The organism is Nocardia sp. CA-084685, from assembly GCF_050955785.1.
Taxonomy (GTDB): domain Bacteria; phylum Actinomycetota; class Actinomycetes; order Mycobacteriales; family Mycobacteriaceae; genus Nocardia.
Window position 1 is genome coordinate 63,602 of record NZ_CP192094.1, and the last position, 17,069, is coordinate 80,670.

General features: G+C 65.5%; 19 protein-coding genes. 5 read left to right on the plus strand and 14 right to left on the minus strand.

Annotated elements, in window-relative coordinates:
• Window positions 1-365 precede the first annotated feature (365 nt).
• Window positions 366-1,265 carry a cutinase family protein gene (locus ACQP2U_RS00265; RefSeq protein ID WP_433712777.1) on the plus strand — a complete coding sequence of 300 codons (900 nt, stop codon included), beginning with the start codon at window positions 366-368 and terminating at the stop codon, window positions 1,263-1,265.
• A gap of 90 nt (window positions 1,266-1,355) precedes the next feature.
• Here ACQP2U_RS00265 and ACQP2U_RS00270 read toward each other — a convergent pair whose 3' ends face one another.
• On the minus strand, window positions 1,356-1,679 hold the full coding sequence (locus tag ACQP2U_RS00270) for a hypothetical protein (protein WP_433712779.1): 324 nt from the start codon (window positions 1,677-1,679) through the stop codon (window positions 1,356-1,358).
• Between the two features lie 129 nt (window positions 1,680-1,808).
• A complete protein-coding gene (locus ACQP2U_RS00275; RefSeq protein WP_433712781.1) occupies window positions 1,809-2,426 on the minus strand; it encodes a histidine phosphatase family protein in 618 nt (205 codons plus the stop codon).
• A 78-nt stretch (window positions 2,427-2,504) separates the two neighbouring features.
• On the opposite strand from ACQP2U_RS00275, the gene ACQP2U_RS00280 reads away from it, so the two are divergent.
• Window positions 2,505-3,083, plus strand: coding sequence for a Uma2 family endonuclease (locus tag ACQP2U_RS00280; RefSeq protein ID WP_433712783.1), 579 nt, complete (start codon window positions 2,505-2,507; stop codon window positions 3,081-3,083).
• A gap of 39 nt (window positions 3,084-3,122) precedes the next feature.
• On the opposite strand, the gene ACQP2U_RS00285 is transcribed toward ACQP2U_RS00280, so the two are convergent.
• The gene (locus ACQP2U_RS00285) at window positions 3,123-3,824 is read right to left on the minus strand and encodes a winged helix-turn-helix transcriptional regulator (RefSeq protein WP_433712786.1); all 702 of its coding nucleotides are present in this window, start codon (window positions 3,822-3,824) and stop codon (window positions 3,123-3,125) included.
• A gap of 108 nt (window positions 3,825-3,932) precedes the next feature.
• On the opposite strand from ACQP2U_RS00285, the gene ACQP2U_RS00290 reads away from it, so the two are divergent.
• The gene (locus tag ACQP2U_RS00290) at window positions 3,933-5,447 is read left to right on the plus strand and encodes an MFS transporter (protein ID WP_433712788.1); all 1,515 of its coding nucleotides are present in this window, start codon (window positions 3,933-3,935) and stop codon (window positions 5,445-5,447) included.
• A 56-nt stretch (window positions 5,448-5,503) separates the two neighbouring features.
• Here ACQP2U_RS00290 and ACQP2U_RS00295 read toward each other — a convergent pair whose 3' ends face one another.
• Both ACQP2U_RS00295 and lysX read right to left on the minus strand, forming a co-directional pair.
• Window positions 5,504-5,782 carry a hypothetical protein gene (locus tag ACQP2U_RS00295; RefSeq protein WP_433712789.1) on the minus strand — a complete coding sequence of 93 codons (279 nt, stop codon included), beginning with the start codon at window positions 5,780-5,782 and terminating at the stop codon, window positions 5,504-5,506.
• A 79-nt stretch (window positions 5,783-5,861) separates the two neighbouring features.
• Window positions 5,862-9,176 (minus strand): bifunctional lysylphosphatidylglycerol synthetase/lysine--tRNA ligase LysX, encoded by a 3,315-nt coding sequence (lysX, locus tag ACQP2U_RS00300; protein WP_433716787.1) that lies wholly within the window; start codon window positions 9,174-9,176, stop codon window positions 5,862-5,864.
• Window positions 9,177-9,393: 217 nt separating this feature from the next.
• On the opposite strand from lysX, the gene ACQP2U_RS00305 reads away from it, so the two are divergent.
• On the plus strand, window positions 9,394-9,615 hold the full coding sequence (locus tag ACQP2U_RS00305) for an RNA-binding S4 domain-containing protein (RefSeq protein WP_397040006.1): 222 nt from the start codon (window positions 9,394-9,396) through the stop codon (window positions 9,613-9,615).
• Between the two features lie 4 nt (window positions 9,616-9,619).
• On the opposite strand, the gene rraA is transcribed toward ACQP2U_RS00305, so the two are convergent.
• From rraA to ACQP2U_RS00350, 9 genes are all read right to left on the minus strand, one after another.
• Window positions 9,620-10,108, minus strand: coding sequence for a ribonuclease E activity regulator RraA (gene rraA / locus ACQP2U_RS00310; protein WP_433712791.1), 489 nt, complete (start codon window positions 10,106-10,108; stop codon window positions 9,620-9,622).
• Between the two features lie 118 nt (window positions 10,109-10,226).
• Window positions 10,227-10,592, minus strand: a complete 366-nt coding sequence (locus tag ACQP2U_RS00315; RefSeq protein WP_397040002.1) for a DUF5313 family protein — start codon at window positions 10,590-10,592, stop codon at window positions 10,227-10,229.
• Between the two features lie 63 nt (window positions 10,593-10,655).
• Window positions 10,656-11,036, minus strand: a complete 381-nt coding sequence (locus ACQP2U_RS00320; protein WP_433712793.1) for a DUF5313 family protein — start codon at window positions 11,034-11,036, stop codon at window positions 10,656-10,658.
• Window positions 11,037-11,080: 44 nt separating this feature from the next.
• The gene (locus ACQP2U_RS00325; RefSeq protein WP_433712795.1) at window positions 11,081-11,539 is read right to left on the minus strand and encodes an SRPBCC family protein; all 459 of its coding nucleotides are present in this window, start codon (window positions 11,537-11,539) and stop codon (window positions 11,081-11,083) included.
• Between the two features lie 47 nt (window positions 11,540-11,586).
• The gene (locus ACQP2U_RS00330; protein WP_433716788.1) at window positions 11,587-12,516 is read right to left on the minus strand and encodes a CopD family protein; all 930 of its coding nucleotides are present in this window, start codon (window positions 12,514-12,516) and stop codon (window positions 11,587-11,589) included.
• Window positions 12,517-12,538: 22 nt separating this feature from the next.
• Window positions 12,539-13,093, minus strand: a complete 555-nt coding sequence (locus ACQP2U_RS00335) for a copper resistance CopC family protein (protein WP_433712796.1) — start codon at window positions 13,091-13,093, stop codon at window positions 12,539-12,541.
• Window positions 13,090-13,749, minus strand: coding sequence for a YcnI family copper-binding membrane protein (locus tag ACQP2U_RS00340; protein WP_433712798.1), 660 nt, complete (start codon window positions 13,747-13,749; stop codon window positions 13,090-13,092). Before ACQP2U_RS00340 ends, ACQP2U_RS00335 begins: the two co-directional genes overlap by 4 nt.
• Before the next feature lie 41 nt (window positions 13,750-13,790).
• Window positions 13,791-14,330, minus strand: coding sequence for a hypothetical protein (locus ACQP2U_RS00345; protein ID WP_433712800.1), 540 nt, complete (start codon window positions 14,328-14,330; stop codon window positions 13,791-13,793).
• Window positions 14,331-14,338: 8 nt separating this feature from the next.
• Window positions 14,339-14,989 (minus strand): DUF6474 family protein, encoded by a 651-nt coding sequence (locus ACQP2U_RS00350; protein ID WP_433712802.1) that lies wholly within the window; start codon window positions 14,987-14,989, stop codon window positions 14,339-14,341.
• Between the two features lie 399 nt (window positions 14,990-15,388).
• On the opposite strand from ACQP2U_RS00350, the gene ACQP2U_RS00355 reads away from it, so the two are divergent.
• Window positions 15,389-17,062 (plus strand): TM0106 family RecB-like putative nuclease, encoded by a 1,674-nt coding sequence (locus ACQP2U_RS00355; RefSeq protein WP_433716789.1) that lies wholly within the window; start codon window positions 15,389-15,391, stop codon window positions 17,060-17,062.
• The last annotated feature ends 7 nt before the right edge of the window (window positions 17,063-17,069 follow it).

Consider the following 17,069-nt stretch of genomic DNA (forward strand, 5'->3'; position numbering starts at 1 on the left):
GCGGAAAGGGCGCCTGTGGATTCGATCCACAGGCGCCCTTATTCATTCGTCGGCACCCCCGGGCATTTGCCTCGCGTATGTATTCGATCTCGGCGCGTCGCACGGAACATCGCCGAGCGGAACCGATTTCGGTGTACGCGGTGACGGGAATCGGACACGGTCACGGGTTCGAATGGCGTCGATAGTGGTGTTGCCTTATTGTGATCTGCGGCGTGGTGCGTGATCTTGGGATGTGGGCCGCGACGTGCATGTCCTACCGGTGGGTGAGCCGGTGTGCACTGGACCGACATCCGCCGAGGTCAGCACGGTTACAACAACTGTCGGTGCTTGCTCTCGCAAGGGGCGATGTTTTGAACTGGAGCAGTATGCGGTTGAAGAAGGTTGCCGCCGCCATCGGTGCGTGCGCGGCTGTTGCATCCGGCGTAGTCCTTGGTAGCGGTTCGGTAACGGCCGATCCGGGCTGCCCGAGCCTCTATGTGGTCGCGATTCCGGGTACTTGGGAGACCGGAAAGGACAAGACGCCGCAGCCCGGCATGCTGTCCGGTGTCACCAATCATCTGCCCCGGTCGGTGGACGTCGATTACGTGACCTATGCCGCGACGGCCTTCCCGTGGGAAGGCGATGTCTACGGCGCGTCCAAGAAGGAAGCGACCGATCGCGCCCGTGGCCTGGCCACCGAGATGGCGCAGAGCTGTGGCGGCACCAAGATCGCGATCGTGGGCTACAGCCAGGGCGCGGATGCGGCGGGCGATCTCGCCGCCGAAATCGGCACCGGCCTGAGCCCGATTCCGGCGGACCGGATCGCGGGTGTCGGCCTGATCTCCGATCCGCGCCGTTCGCCCACCGACATCCAGGTCGGACCGGTCGCGCCCGGCGCGGGCGCCGGTGGTGCTCGGGTCGGCGGCTTCGGCTGGCTCAGCGACCGCACCCGCACCATCTGCGCGCTCGACGACCTCTACTGCGCCACCGCGACCGACGACTTCGTGACCCGCTTCGCCGGCTTCCTCGCCCAGACCTCCGAGGCGAATCCGGCCAACCTCTGGCGCTATCAGCTCGAGGCGGGGGCCATCATGAACGATTTGATGAACTTCGGCGGCATCCCGACGCTGCAGTCGCAGCTCACCGATTCCGCCAACCAGCAGCGGGCGAAGGATCTGGAGCGCTTCTACAACTCGCACGCCCATACGCTCTACGGCAGCTACCCGGTGGGCGGCGGTCAGACCGCGATCTCCTGGATGCACAACTGGATCGCGGGCATGGCCTGATCCCAGGGCGGTAGTTCCCGAAGCAAAAGCGAAGGCCACCCTTCCGGTCTGGAGGGGTGGCCTTCGCTGTGTCCAACGGTTCTGGGCCGACTAGCCAGCCGAACCGGTTGGCGGCACAATCGGCGGCTGCCAGGGGCCGTTGTTTTGATTGTCGGGTCCATGGTGCCAATCGCCGGGGCCGCGGTCGTCATGGTCGCCGCGCTGTCCGTCCCAGTCACCATGGTGGTGGCGGTCGATATCTGCGCCTTGCAACGGAATCTGATCCGATGCTGCCTGAACCGTCGGCACGGTCGAATCGGCCGTCGCCGCGGATGCGGTGACCGCGAGCGCGCTGAGCGGAACCGCGGCCAGCGCGCCTGCGATCGCAATGCGAGCGAAGCCCCGCCTGAAGGAGGTCGATGTCTTGGAGAGCAAAACGGATTCCTTTCCTCGGACTGTGAGTCGCTGCGGCGGCTCACCGGACCAATACAAGGCTCCGTCACTGGGATTGGGGTGGGATCTGTCTGGCAGTCGGCTGTGAACGCCGGTGTCTGTGAATAGCCGTCAGGATTGCTGTGAGATGTTGCGCGGCAACAGATCCCACACGTGGCCGTTCTCGTTGATGGTCGCCGCTGTGCGGCGGCCGCTGCGGGAGAACAGGATCCGGGTGATCGAGCAATAGTCGATCGGGAAGGTCAGCGGCCGGGCCAGGCCGAGCACATCTTGCAGCAGCACATTGATCACCCCGCCGTGTGCGAAGACGACCACCGTATCGGCCGGATCGGTATGCGCGGCGATCGAGGTGACGGCGTCACGCACCCGGGTGGTGAAGGCCGGCCCATCGATCTGCTCGGGCAGATGTCCGGATTTGATCCGTTCGTAGACGGCCGAGAATTCGACCTTGGCATCCTCGATCGGAATGTATGCGGGCAGGTCGCGATCGTATTCTGCGAGATCATCGATCACATCCACCGGCAGCCCGAGCTTCGCCGCGGTCGGCTCGGCCGTTTCCCGCGCCCGCCGCTGCGGACTGCTCACGATCCGGCTGATCCGATGCTGACCCAATGCCGCAGGCACCCGTTCGGCCTGCTCGAGGCCGACCGGCGCCAACCCGGGATCGGCTCGTCCATCGGAGGCTTGCACCCGCAGTGGCTGCGCATGACGAACGAATATCAACTGCACCTCGCCCACTCTGCCGTACGATCGGTGTTCATTCGCACTAGGGGGAGTAAGCGACGTATGGGTGCCATACTCGAAGCCATGACCGTCGAACCGTTTCCGCAGTGGCTGCGCCCGCCGCCGGGCGGTTTTGTCGCCGAGGACCTGGACCGCCTGCCCGACCTGCCTCCGCATACCGAGTTGATCGACGGGAGTCTTGTCTTCGTGAGCCCGCAGGCGGAGTTTCACATGCTGGTGATTTCGTTGCTGGAGAACATGCTTCGCCGTTTTGCGCCGGAGGGCATGCGGGTGCGTCGCGAGATGACGGTTACGCTCGGCCGTAACCAGCGCCCGGAGCCGGACGTGTTGGTACTACGCGCGAACGCCACCAGCGATCCTTCGGCGACCAGTTATAACGCCGAGGACGTCGTATTGGCGATAGAGGTCGTGTCCGCGGAATCGCAGACACGTGATCGAGAGCGTAAGCCTCAGCTCTATGCCCAGGCAGGAATCCCGCATTTCTGGCGTATCGAGAATGCCGATGGGCGACCGGTGGTCTACGTCTATGAACTCGACCCAGCCACATCCCTCTACGCACTCACCGGCATTCACCACGAGCGACTGCAGCTGAGTACACCCTTCAAGATCGAGATAGACCTCAGCGACATCGATCGGCTCTAGCAACGACTCCGGCCCTAGAACCGGTTCGAGCAATCATGTTCATCGCTTCGTCGTGCACTCCGGGGGGAGTTCGAAGAAGTCGATGAATCGTGCCGCCGCTGCATAGTCGCCGCTGATCTTCGTGTCGCCGGTCCGCAAGGCCTCGGCCAGCGGACGCCCGTGAAATGCGACGGATATGAACGCCGGGACGGTGGTGTGGATGGCGACGGTTGCAGTACCCGTCGCGCCACGGCTGACGCTCAGGGTCTGGTCGGCGACGACCGCGTGGAATTCGTCTGTGCCGGAATCGGACCCGGTGAAGTACAGGTCGTAGTCGGCGTGCACGCCTGCCGCCTGCTCGGGCTGGAAGAAGGTGCGCAGGGTGACCATCAGCGAATCGGTCGACATATCGGAGCAGCTGTAGCTGTTCGGGGTGCGGGAGCCCCAGCGGTTGAGCGCGACGATCACGTCATCGAGTTCGCGACCCCAATCGGTGAGGTCGTAGACGGCGGCGCCGACCGGCGGCGGCAGCTTGCGTTTGTGTACGACGCCGATCTGGACGAGTTCCTCGAGGCGCTGGGAGAGCACATTGGGACTGATGCCGGGCAGTCCGGCGCGCAGATCGGTGAAGCGTTTGGGGCCTAGGAGCAATTCGCGCACGACGAGCAGGGACCAGCGTTCGCCGACGAGGTCGAGTGCGCGGGCGGCACCGCAGGCGTCGTGGTAGCTGCGCTTGGCGCGCTGCTCCGGGGCAATAGTCATGGACTACAGCATATCAGTCGATTCTTCAACTGAATTAAATAGTTGTCTTTTAGGACTAGCCATTGCTAGCGTGCCACAGTAACGATCTTCGGGTGGAAGGCGTCTGTGGTGACGGAAGCAAAAGAACGACATAGACAGGTGGGGGACGCCCCCTCCGGTGCGGACAGCAAGCGCTGGCTCGCCCTCTATGTGTTGTGCGGCGGCATGCTGATGATCGTGCTCGATGCGACGATCGTGAATGTCGCGCTGGCGGATATCCAGACCGACCTCGGCTTCACCGCATCGGGTCTGGCCTGGGTGGTGAACGGATATCTGATCTCCTTCGGCGGGCTGCTCATGCTGGCCGGCCGACTCGGTGACCTCATCGGTCGCCGCACCATGTTCCTGTCCGGTCTGGTGGTCTTCACCCTGGCCTCGGCGCTGTGTGGTGCGGCCGTCAACGAGGTGACTCTCATCGCGGCCCGCTTCCTGCAGGGCATCGGTGGTGCCATGACCTCGGCGGTCATTCTCGGCATGATCTTCGCGATGTTCCCGGATCCGCGCGAGCAGGCCAAGGCCATCGGTCGCTATGCCTTCGTCGCATCGGCCGGCGGTGCGATCGGTCTGCTGCTCGGCGGTTTCCTCACCGCGCTGGACTGGCGGCTGATTTTCTTGGTCAACCTGCCGATCGGCATTACGGTCGGCCTCGGCGCGCTGAAGATTCTGGACAAAGACAAGGGTGCCGGACTTAAGGACGGCGCGGATGTCCCCGGCGCCGTGCTGATCACGGCGGCGCTGATGCTCGGCGTCTACACGATCGTCAAGCCAGCCGCCGAATACGGCTGGACCGATCCGGTCACGCTCGGGCTCGGTGCGGCCGCGCTGGCGCTGCTGGCCGGATTCATCGCGCGGGAGGCGACGGCGGCCACCCCGTTGATGCCGCTGAAGATTTTCCGCTCGCGGAATCTGTCCGGCGCCAATGTGATCCAGGTGCTCACCGTGGCTGGCATGTTCGGTATGTTCTTCATGGGTTCGCTGTACCTGAAGCAGGTGCTCGGCTATTCGCCGATCCAACTCGGCACCGCCTTCTTCCCGGTCGCCGCGATCATGGGTCTGCTGTCGGTGCGCTACTCCGAACATCTGGTGATACGGTTCGGCGCCCGCAAGGTGCTGATTCCCGGTCTGCTGCTGATTCTCGTCGCGCTGCTCTGGCTGACCCAGGCGCCGGTGGACGGCAACTACTGGCTCAATATCTTCGGTCCGATGGCCCTGTTCGGCACCGGCGCGGGTCTGGCCTTCCCGTCGCTGATGAATCTGGCGATGTCGGGGGTCGAGCCGCAGGAGGCCGGACTGGCCTCGGGCCTGGCCAACACCACCATGCAGGTCGGCGGCGCGCTCGGTCTGGCGGTGCTCGCCACCCTGTCGGCGAGCAAGACCGAACATCTGCTGAAGGACGGTGTCGCGGCAAATGTGGCGCTCACCAACGGATTCCAGCTGGCGTTCTGGATCGGCGCCGCACTGGTGGTCGCCGCGCTGGTCGCGGCGGTGGTGGTGCTGAAGTCGGTCCCGACGCAGCCGCACGATCAACTCGATGACGAGCTGTTGCTCGAAGCCGAGGTGGCCTCCGAACGCACCGCCATCTAGTCCGGAAATGCCGAAAAGGCCCGGTTCGCGATCGCGAACCGGGCCTTTTCGTGGGCTTACTGCTGCTTCTTGCGCTGGGTCAGCAGGTAGATGCCGCCGACGATCAGTGCGACGACGACCAGGCAGCAGATGCCGCCGATGAGCAGCCCACTGCTGCTCTTCTTCTTTTTCTTGGCCGCGAATTCCACTGCGGATGCGACGGTGTCGGAGTTGGTCCAAGTGTCCGCGCTCGCCCATACCTGCGGGTCCAGCAAAGCGGTATTGGTCAGCAGATCAAGGTACATATGCATCCCATTGTCGAAGGTACCGGCCTCCTCCCGGGGCCGAGTTGTCAAGCGTAGTGGGCGAATACCGTCTGGGAAGCCTTTCCTATGTTTGGAAATCCTTCAGAGTGATGATTTCGATATGCAGGTTTCAGCGCGGTTTCACCAATGGGAATGGCAGCGTTTCGCGAATGCTGCGTCCAGTGATCAACATGACGATGCGATCCACGCCCATTCCCAATCCGCCGGTCGGCGGCATCGCATGTTCGAGCGCTTGCAGGAAGTCCTCGTCGAGCTCCATGGCCTCTGGATCGCCGTTGGCCGCCAGCATCGACTGTTCGGTGAGCCTGCGGCGCTGTTCGATCGGATCGGTGAGTTCGCTGTAGGCCGTACCCAATTCGACGCCCCAGGCGACCAGATCCCAGCGCTCGGTCACGCCGGGAATGCTGCGGTGTGCGCGGGTCAGTGGGGAGACCGAGGTGGGAAAGTCGATGTAGAAAGTCGGCTTCTCGGTATGGGATTCGACCAGATGCTCATACATCTCCTGCACGACCTGTCCGGTATCCCAACCGTGCTGATAGGGCACTTGCGCCTGATCGCAGAGTTCGCGCAGTTCTTCGAGCGTGGTGTGCGGAGTGATCTTGGTGCCGAGCGCCTCCGATACCGCGCCGTGCACGGTCTTCACCGTCCACTCACCGGAGATGTCCACCTCTTCGAACGAGCCGTCCGGCTTGGGGCGCAGCGCGACCATCGAACCGTTGGCCGCCTGTGCGGCGTTCTGGATGAGTTGGCGCGCCAGCTGCATCATTCGCTCGTAATCGGCATGTGCCTCATAGGCTTCCAGGCTGGTGAACTCCGGATTGTGGCTGAAGTCCACACCCTCGTTGCGGAAATTGCGCCCGATTTCGAACACCCTTTCCATACCGCCGACGCACAGCCGCTTGAGATACAACTCGGGCGCGATCCGCAGATACAGATCCAGATCGTAGGCATTGATATGGGTGAGGAACGGTGTCGCATTGGCGCCGCCGTGCACCTTCTGCAGGATCGGGGTCTCCACCTCGAGATATCCCCAGGCATTCAATGAATCCCGCAGCGAGCGCACCACCGCGGTGCGCTTACTCAGCACCTCGCGGACCTCGGGATTGATCGCCATATCGACGTAGCGCTGACGCACCCTGGCCTCGGGATCGGCCAGGCCCTTCCACTTGTCCGGCAGCGGATGCAGGCATTTGCCGATCATCCGCCAGTCCGCGGCCAGCAGCGAAAGCTCGCCGCGGCGGCTGTGCCCGATCTGACCGCTGACCTCGATGAGATCACCGAGGTCGAAGAATTCGCCGAATTCGGCGCTGCGTCCGGCGCCGACCCGATCGCGATCGATGACGAGCTGGATATCGTCGGTCCAGTCCCGCACCACCGCGAAGATCACACCGCCGTAATCGCGGATGCGCAACAGCCGGCCGCAGACCCGCACGGTGGTGCCGCGCGGCGAACGACGCGCCGCCGCGACGGTATGCGTCGGGGGATAGGCGACCGGATAGGCATCGACTCCGGCGGCCGTGAGCCGGTCGAGCTTGTCCATGCGCACCCGTACCTGTTCCGGGCGGCGCGGAAGTAGTTCCACACCAACGTTATCCGGTAGGTCCGGCGGACTGCCGTCGGCGTGCAGTCCGGTGATGCCCGCCGGTACCGCACTGTGCAGACCGGTGTGGGTAATGGTTTCGGGTTCCTTGCCGAACCGCGGTAGGAAGCCCTCGGCGAGCGCACTGGCCATGGCCACCCGGGGTAGTTGCCTGCGCTCCTCGAACAGGAAGAACCGCGGCACCCAGTGCGGCTGATACTTCACATTCGACCGGTACAGCGCCTCCAACTGCCACCAGCGCGAAAAGAACAGCAGCACACCGCGCCACAGCCGCAGCACCGGTCCGGCGCCGATGCGGCCGCCCTCCTCGAAGACCGAGCGGAACACCGCGAAGTTCAACGAAACCTTGGTTATCCCATGCTGTTCCGAGGCCAACGCGAGCTGGGAGATCATCAGCTCCATGACACCGTTGGGGCCATGTGGATCTCGGCGCATCAGCTCGAGTGACGCGCCGGTGCGTCCCCATGGCACCAGTGAGAGCATGCCGAGCACCCGCTCCTGCGAATTCACCGCTTCGACGAGCAGACAGTCGCCGTCCAGCGGATCGCCGAGGCGTCCGAGCGCCATGGAGAAGCCGCGCTCGGTTTCGGTATCGCGCCAGGCATCCGCACGAGCGATCACCTGCCGGAACTCCGCGGCCGGAATATCGCGATGGCGGCGGATGCGCACGGTGATCCCGTGCTTGCGCAACCGATTCGCGGCCTGCCGGACCTGCTTCATCTCCGGGCCCGCGAGCGAGAAGGATCTGGTGTCCAGAATTGCCTCATCGCCGAGGCGCAGCGCCGAAAGTCCGGCCCGCCGATACGCCGTCGCACCGAGTTCGCTCGCGCCCATCACCGCCGGAGCCCAACCGAATTGGTCGGCAAGCTGCAGCCATGCATCGATCGCCTGCGGCCAAGCCCCGCGAATGCCGATCGGATCGCCACTGGCGAGGCAAACGCCCAATTCGACACGATAGGTCAGTGCCGCCTTGCCGCTCGGCGCGAAGACCACCGCCTTATCGCGCCGAGTCGCGAAGTAGCCGAGTGAATCCTCGACATCGGCACGCTCCAGCAGACCGCGGATCGCGGATTCGTCGGTTCCGGTCATCGCATTGCCCGCCCGTTGCGAGCGCAGCAGGATGACCACCGCGGCCAACAGTGCGATGGCGCCGAAGAGGCCGAGCAGGAAGTTGACGAACGGGCGCGGATGACCGTCGAAATGTTCGTTGTCCACCAGCACCGCGGCCGTCACCCGATAGACCGACCACAGCGGCCGCTGCACGCCGCGCGGCAATGAACCGGGGAACAGTTCCACCAGACCCCAGCCGAGCAGACACCCGACCGCTAGGCCGCCGGCCAGTACGCCCAGCGCCTTCCAGCCCGCGCCTCGGCGCACCTTGGTGTAGAACTCCCGCCAGGACGCGAGCAGCACGGCGATCGCGGCGATCTGCACCGCCGCCGCCACGAGCGCGTGCATATTGGCCTCGTCGAGGAATTCGAGCACGTTCGCCAGGGCATAGAGCGCGATATAGCCGACCAGCAACCACCAGGCGATTCGCTTGCGACTGGCCGTCGCCCCCGCGAGCAGACCGACTACCAGTGCCCACACGAGGCTGGTATCGGGTGCGTCGAAGTAGTACAGGTCGATATAGCGACGCGGTACATGGCTCAGATAGCGCAGTCCGGGCGAGAGACTCCACAGGAAGCAGAGCACGGCGAACACACCGAGGAGCAGACCCGCGATGTGCGGGACCTCGCGCAACCGTCCGTGCCCGCGATGCGGAACCGGTGGTGCCGATCGCTCCGAGGGTGCTTCGGTGTCGATGTGTTGCCCGGCGTGCATGGTTGTCACAGCACCAGTGTGTACGGTGCCGCGGTGGTGGTGCTCCAAGACCACCCGGGCATGTCGGTTATGGGCGCGTCATTCATGCGTTTCGGTCGCCTGTGTTCGATTCGCGGTGTTCACGGCTACTGTGCGCCACCGTCTCCGGGTCCGTCGTTCGCACCGCGGGTGGGGGCGGGATTTCCGGTTCGACGGCGACGGAGTAAGGATGTATCCCATGTCCGATGCAGTCGATGTGCCGATCGATGACGACGTCATTCGACTCGGTCAGTTCCTCAAGCTGGCCAATCTGATCGATTCCGGATCGGAGGCCAAGACCGTGATCGCCGCGGGTCTGGTACGGGTGAACGAGGAGGTGGAACTGCGTCGCGGCCGGCAATTGCATGTCGGCGACATTGTGGCCATCGCCGGTCACAAGGCGAGGGTGGCCGCGGTCTAGTCGCTCAGTCTTCGGCACGGACGACAATGCCGTCGTGGTCGCAGTAGAGCATTTCACCTGGGACGAAGCTGACACCACCGAATTCGACGGGGACATCGCGCTCGCCGCTGCCCGTCTGGGTGCTCTTGCGCGGGTTGGTGCCCAGCGCCTTGATGCCGATATCGAGCGTGCGCAGGATGGCCGAGTCGCGCACCGCACCATTGACGATGACGCCGGACCAGCCGTTGGCCACACCACGTCCGGCGATGATGTCGCCGACCAGTGCGGTGTGCACGCTGGCGCCGCCGTCGACGACGAGCACGCCGCCGTTGCCCGGCTCGCTCAGCGTCTGCTTGACCAGCAGGTTGTCCTGGAAGCAGCGGATCGTTGTGATGCGCCCGGAGAACTCCGCGCGCCCGCCGAACTGGATGAACTGCGTATCGCAGCTACGGATTTCGGGGCCGATTTCGTCGGCGAGATCCGCGGTAGCAGTGGTCTTTTGCGATTCGGTCACGAGTGCCAGCTTAGAGTTCGGGCCGCAGTCGACTCCGAACGGACCACCTGGTCTGCCGGGGCTGCTGGACTTTTTGCGTCCGTGGGCTGATCCCTTCGAGCGACCTGCAAGCAGTTCGCTAGCGGTGCCCGTAATGCATCTCGTACTTGATTCGCTCGGTTTCGCGCATCTTGTTGTGGTCGATCCATTGCGGATCGAGGCCGTGCTGCCTCATCCGATAGCGGCGCCAGACATAGCTGCGCGCCACAGTGAACACGACCAGCGGCACGAGCATCATGATGATCACGCCGATCTTCAGCGCGATCGGCCCGGGGAACAGCAGCGGGACCAGCAAGAGTGGGATGAATGGAACGATGAACCGGACGAGATAGCGCACCTCGGCCCCGTGCCCGACGAGGTCGTGGATGACCCACTCGTGCAGCTCCTCGGGGAGCTCGCGGCCGAGATCGTAAGAGATCCGCTGGCCTATCGTGGGGCGTTTCATATGTTCAGGCTATGCTCGTGAGATGCGTCACCGCCAGGTTCGGCGAATATTCGGCAGCCGAAATCAGGCGCGACCGTGGCGGCGTTCGTAGGCCAGCCGCTCGGTTTCGGCACGCTTGCTGGACGCGGAGTCGGCCAATGCCGGATCGAGGCCATGCTTGACCAGACGCGCCCTGCGATACACATACATCAGTGCCGCGGTGAAATAGATCAGTGGCAGATACAGCAGCGCCATCATCGCCAGGCCCATCCATTTCGGTCCCGGCACCAGCAGGAACAGACTCAGTACCGGAATCATCGGAATGAGGAAGCGCATCAGATAGCGCCGTGCCGCACCGGGGCCGGTGAGGTCCTCGAGTACCCACGCCGACATCGACCGCGGCAGCGTGCGTCCGCAGATGTAGGCGATGCGCTGCGGAAATGTCGGTGTTGTTCGGTCGGCCATGGTGCCAAGCATCCTCTGGCGGGACCGACCAGGACAAGTTCCGGCTAGCCCTTTCCGCTGGCGTGGAATTCGGCGATCTGGGTGGTCAGGTTGTGCGTGGAGTGTTTGACCGCGATCTTCACAAACGGCTCGATGGTCTTGCCGAGCACCTTGCCCGCGATTCCGCCAGGCACGCGATAGTCGACAATGGCGTCGACCGTGCAGCTATCGGTGCCCTTGGCGTGGAACAGGAAGGTCGATTCGATCTCGAAGCCCTTGATCGACCTCACCGCGATCGCGTAGTTCTCCTCCCACCGCACGACGCGCAGACGCGAATGCAACGAGGCGGGACCGAGTTTGATGGTGCCGTCGAAGGTCGCGCCGACGCCCTCGACCTGGTCGGTGATCGGCGTGAAGTCCTGGACCTCGGTGATGAAACGCGACAAATTCCGGTAGTCGTTGACATACGCGAAGGCTGTTTCGGCAGACGCCACACAGTCCTCGACGATCTTCACCTCGGTCATGGGCACAACTGTAACGGGTTCCCAGCGGGTGCTTGCATTTGCAAGCGTCAGGCTGTGACCGCCAGGGTCGCCGCCAGTCCGAAGGCCACCGCCATCACCGCTACCTCGATGACCGCGCGCCGCAGCGAGGATTCGGCAGACATCCGATGTCCCGTCGCCCGCGGTACCCAGCTCCGGCGCCACCACCAGCCCAGCGCCAGCAGCCCAACCAGCACAAGGGTTTTCGCGAGGAGAATGCGGCCGTAGCCGGTCGTCGCGAACGCGGCGATCCCGCCGACCCGCACCAAGCCGTTGACCACGCCGGTGACCGCGACAATCCCGACCAGTGGCAGCGCCACCGCTGAGTACCTGGGCAGCGTCACCGCCCACTCACCCCGGGTGCGCACCACCAGTACCAGCGCGACCAGCAGTCCGAACCAGGACGCCGCCGCCAGCGCGTGCACCGCCGCGAGCACCGAGCCGAAAGTCTGCTGCGACATATGACCGGTGATCGGCCGCAACGCCAACGACACCGCGGTGAAGACCAGCACCAGATCCGCCGATGCGGTGTCCGGTCGCCGGAAGGCCATCGCCGCATAGCAGGCGACCGCACCGCTGCCGATCAGCACCGCGATGCCGACCTGCCCGGCGCTGATCTCGACCAGGAAATTACCGAACTGCCCAGCACTGAGGTCGCCGATCGGCACGCCGACTACGGCGGCCGCCTCGAAGGCGAGCACCGTGAATTCGGTGACACACCAGATCCCGGCCAGCACCGCGACCATCCGCCACGGCGGCCGCAGTCGATCGTGCAACCGGGGCAATGCGGCCAGCCCGAGCACGGTCGCCCCGGTGCAGTCCGCGAGCACCCGGATGACGCTCTCGGTCTGTGCGGGAGCCGGGACGGCCAGGATCAGCGCGAGCGCCACCCCGAGCAACCCGGCCGGGACGACCAGCAGCAGAGCTTGCGCATTTCCGCCGCCGGTCGTCGGCTGCACCTTGTTCACCCGTGTGCTCTTCTCACCGTGGCGATTTGCGGCTCCTGCCGCCGAACAGGGCGAAGGCCAGGCCACCGCCGAACAGGACGACCGCGCCGATGATGAAGACCCACAGCGGAATTCCGTTGGAATCGTCACCACCCGCGGAGTTGTTCTTGGCGTCGGCCTTCGGGCCCGGGGTACCGTTGCCCGCCTTGGTCAGGGTGAAGGTCCGCTCGCCCTTGACCGGGTGGCCGTCGGCGGAGGTGACTCGGTAGCCGATCTTGTAGACGCCGGTCGGACCGAGTTCGCCGACCGCGACACTCACGGTGGGACCATCCACCTTCGGATCGCCCTTGGACCACAGATTCCCGTCCGGCCCCACCACGGTGAGTGCCGGAAAGCTTTCCTGCAGTGGCTCGTTGAAGGTGATGCTCACCCGCTCCGGACCGGTTTCGATGCTCGTGCCATCGGCGGGCACGCTGCTGACCGGCGTGGAATGGGCCGCCGCCGTTCCGGCCGCGAGCGCGCCCATGCTCAGCAAGAGCACGCCCGCGACCAGCCCGGCGACCATGCGACGCATGGCGGTGGCACTCATGCCCGGCGTCCGCGGATCACATTGCCGAGCCCGAGCGCGACACCGAGCAGTCCGAGTGCGAGACCGATGCCGCCGAGCCAGCGCGCGGTGTTGTCGGTGTCCTTCGACTTCTCCTGGGCGGCAGCCGAACCGCCGACGTGATGGCCGTCATGGCCGTCGCCGGTGGCCGCCGCGAGGGTGAGCGTCGGTGCCGGATGTTCGGGTTCGGAACCGTCCGCGCCCATGGGCTGATCCCACTTGACGACCTTGCCGTCGCTGTAGGTCTGGGTGGCCGGGAAGCTGACCTCGTCCTGGGTCGGAAGCGGCCCGACCGAGAGGACGAAGCGCTGGAACTGGCCGGGACGCACGCCGGGCATGCCGGGATCGGCGGTCCAGGTGACCGAGGTGGCCTCGGCCTTGTCATTGCGGTCGACCTTGGAACTCCAACCCGGAATGGGTTCGGTGCGGGCGCTCTTGAGGTTGGGCAGGGCGACGGTGAGCGCGGTGGTGTTCGCGGTTTCCGATTCGGTCGGGACCTTGAAGGTGATCACCGAGTAGTCACCCTGTGTCGCGCCGGGTGCGTCGGCGGTGACATGTGCGGAGGCGGTGCCGCCCGCGAGGAGAACGAAACCGGCGGCGGCCACGGCCGTGCAGGCGCGCGTGATCTGCGTACGCATAATGAAGTGCTTTCTGTCCGAAGGGAGTTGGGTGTGGCGGGTCAGGCCGACACCGGTGGCGCGCGCGGACCGATCGCGCCGTTCGGATGAAAGCGGTAGTGCCGCGGAAGTGGATCGGACCAGCGAACCGGGCTGGCGAGCGCGAGCGGTGATCCGTTGGCGAAAACCGCGCGAATGACGCTGGACGCCATCGCATAGAGCCGCTCGGCCAGCAGGATCAGTGCAACGCAGCCGAGCGTTGCGATCAGGTGCGCCGACAACATCCAGCTCGAGGGCAGATACGGCTCGAGTTGCGGTGCGCCGGTATGGGTGTGGGTGTGGTCGATCAACCCGGATAGCACCGCATGCCCAGCGAGCTGTCCGAGTGCGAGCGCACCGAGTACGGCCCACCGGCGGTCGCTGCGCTGTTGGAGCCGCCCCGCGGCCCAACCCGACAACGCCGAAACAAGCAGCAGCAGAGCGGATTCGGTCGAATCCGGAAATCCGCCACCGGCCGCACCGTGTGCGGCGATGGCGAGCGCACCGACCATGCCGCCGACCAGGCAGCCACGCGGACTGCCGGAGGGCTGGCCGGAAGACATCGGGTGGATCAGCTGACGCCGAGGCGCGCCAAGACGTCTGCCTCGATACCGGACAGCTCGCTCGAGATCGACGCGTGCACGGAGCGACGGCGCGGCGCCGGCATCTGCTCCGCGGTCCGAATCGCGGCGGTCAGATTGCCGAGTCGATCCTGGGTGGCTGCGACGAATTTCTGGGTCTCGCCCTTGCTCGCCTTGTCGTTGGACTGCGTGCCGATCTTGTCGAGGGCGGCTTCGGTAGTGGCGATCCGCGCCTGCAGCCGACCGCCGTGACCACTGAAATCGCCGAGCTGTTCGACGCCGATGCCGAGCTGATGCGCCCGACGGGTGTCGATCTGCCCGCGGATGTAGGTCGCGGCGCGGTAGGCCAGCGGTGCGAGCACAGGCACCAGCACCCGGGCGACACCGAGGTACTTGCGGACCTGGCTCGCGGTGAACGGATCCCGCTCAGCCTTGGCGGCCACCTTGAGTGCGGCCTTCTCCTCGGCCTGCAATGCGGCGATCTGCGCCTTGGCGACCTTGCTCTGGGTGCGGGCCTCCGCGCGGCGGGCCTTGCGGTCGTTCTTGGCGCCGAGTTTCGCCTCCATGGCGGCCTTGTGCTTGAGAGCCTTCGCCTCGGCCCTGCGGCTCGGCCGCCGCTTGCGCTTCGTGAACAACCCCATCGAGGCCCTCCTGTGTCTGATTTGCAGCGCCTGCGGCGCTGCGTGTTCGCGGCCCCTGGTGTCTCGCGTCCGAGCCGTCGAGACTCGCGCCTGCGGCGCATGCGCTTCGACGACTCGGACGCGAGACGGGCCGCGAACGTCGCTCGTAAGACTCGCTCCGAACGGGTTGAGTGATATTGAATCATCCGTTGCAGGACTACCAGTGCATAGGTCTATCACGCGGCCCGTACGTGTACCACGCGACTTCAGGGTGTACTACGCGACGTCGCGTCATGCGATCACGGAGTTGTCAGGGGTCTGGACCATACTGCGTATGTGTATTCGGGCAGCGGTGACCGCGAGGGTCGCAATCACGAAGGCGTAGCCGACGAGCGGCAGACCGAGCCGAGCGCTGCGCCGATGCCCGCTGAGCCGACCGCGTTCGTCGATGCCAGAGCGTTGATCGGGTGTCGGCACCGCTTGCATTTGAACGCCGCCCATCCGGTCCTGCTGACCGGGGTGATCGAGGATGCCGGGGTCCGGCAGCGCCGGGAGGCCGCCTCCGCGCATCGAACCCGGGTGCGTGAGGCGCTGATCGCCGCGGATCCGGACAACTGGGTGGTGATCGATCCGACGCTGCGCGCCGGGGAGCGGGCCGCGGCCACGATGCGCGCGTGTGCCGAAGGCGCGCAACATATCTGGGGCGGACTGCTGCCGCAGGAACCGGATACCGGCCGCCGCGGCGGCTCGGAGATCCTGCTGCGCGATCGCGATCGCGGCGGCTACATTCCGGTCATAGTGGTCAATCACAAGGTCACCGATCCGCGTCAGCCCGAACCGGCCGATTTCCACCCGACCACCTCGGATCCGTATCACTGGGATCCGCAACCGGATCCGCATCGCAAACTGCGCCCGCAGCCCCGCGATCAACAACGGCTCGCGCATCTGTACCGGATGCTGCAGCGGCACGGGTTGGCCAGTCCGGCGCTGGTCGGTGGCGTGATCGGCTACCACTTCGACCGCATTCTGGTGCACGATCTCGGCCCGCTGCTCGCCGATTACGACCGGCGCTACGCCGATCGAATCGCGGTGGTGCGCGGGGAATTGCCGACGGTTCCGTCGAAGGTGCCCGAATGCCGCCAGTGCCCGTGGTGGACGCGCAAAGCGCCCGCCGACGAGGCGCGGGTCGCGGGTCAAAGCTGCGAGGGCTGGCTGATCGAACATCGGGACGTGAGCCTGGTCGCGCCCGGTTCCCGCGCCGAGGTGCTGCGCGGTCACGGTGTCGAAACCATAGACGATCTTGCCGCCTGGGTCGGCGACGATCCGGAGGACTGGCAGCACGGCCCCTTCGAGGAGGCCGTGGTGACCGCACGCGCCTGGCTCGCGGGTGCACCACTGGTGCGCCGGGTCGAGCGGGTCTGGGTGCGTCGTGCCGATGTCGAGGTGGATGTCGATCTGGAGAGCTTTCAGGAGTACGGCGCATACCTCTGGGGCACGCTGCTCGACGGCGTGTACCGCCCGTTCGTCACCTGGGATCCGCTGCCCACCGAGGATGAGGGCCGCTCCTTCGGCGAATTCTGGACCTGGCTGATGACCGTCCGTGCCGAGGCCGTCGCCTCCGGGAAAACCTTCGCCGCGTACTGCTATTCGCGCACAGCAGAGGACAAGTGGCTCTACGAATCGGCACGCCGGTTCGCGGGGCGGCCCGGGGTGCCGACGGTCGAGCAGGTCCGCGCCTTCGTCGACGGACCGCAGTGGGTCGATATGTTCCAGGCCGTCTCCGATCAGTTCATCTGCCCGAATGGCAAGGGGCTCAAGAAGATCGCGCCGGTGGCCGGATTCTCCTGGCGTGACCCGGAGGCGGGCGGCGAGGCGTCGATGAGCTGGTATCGGCTGGCCGTCGGCTACGAGGGCGAACCCGATCCGAGCCAGCGCACCCGGCTGCTGGAGTACAACGAGGACGATGTGCGGGCCACCATGGTCCTGCGCGAATGGATGCATCCACGGCCCACACGGGCCGATGATCCGCACCGTGCCGACATCGAAGTGCCCGGACTCGCCGACTTCGGGCAGATGTCGGCGGATGTCGGATAGGCGCAGC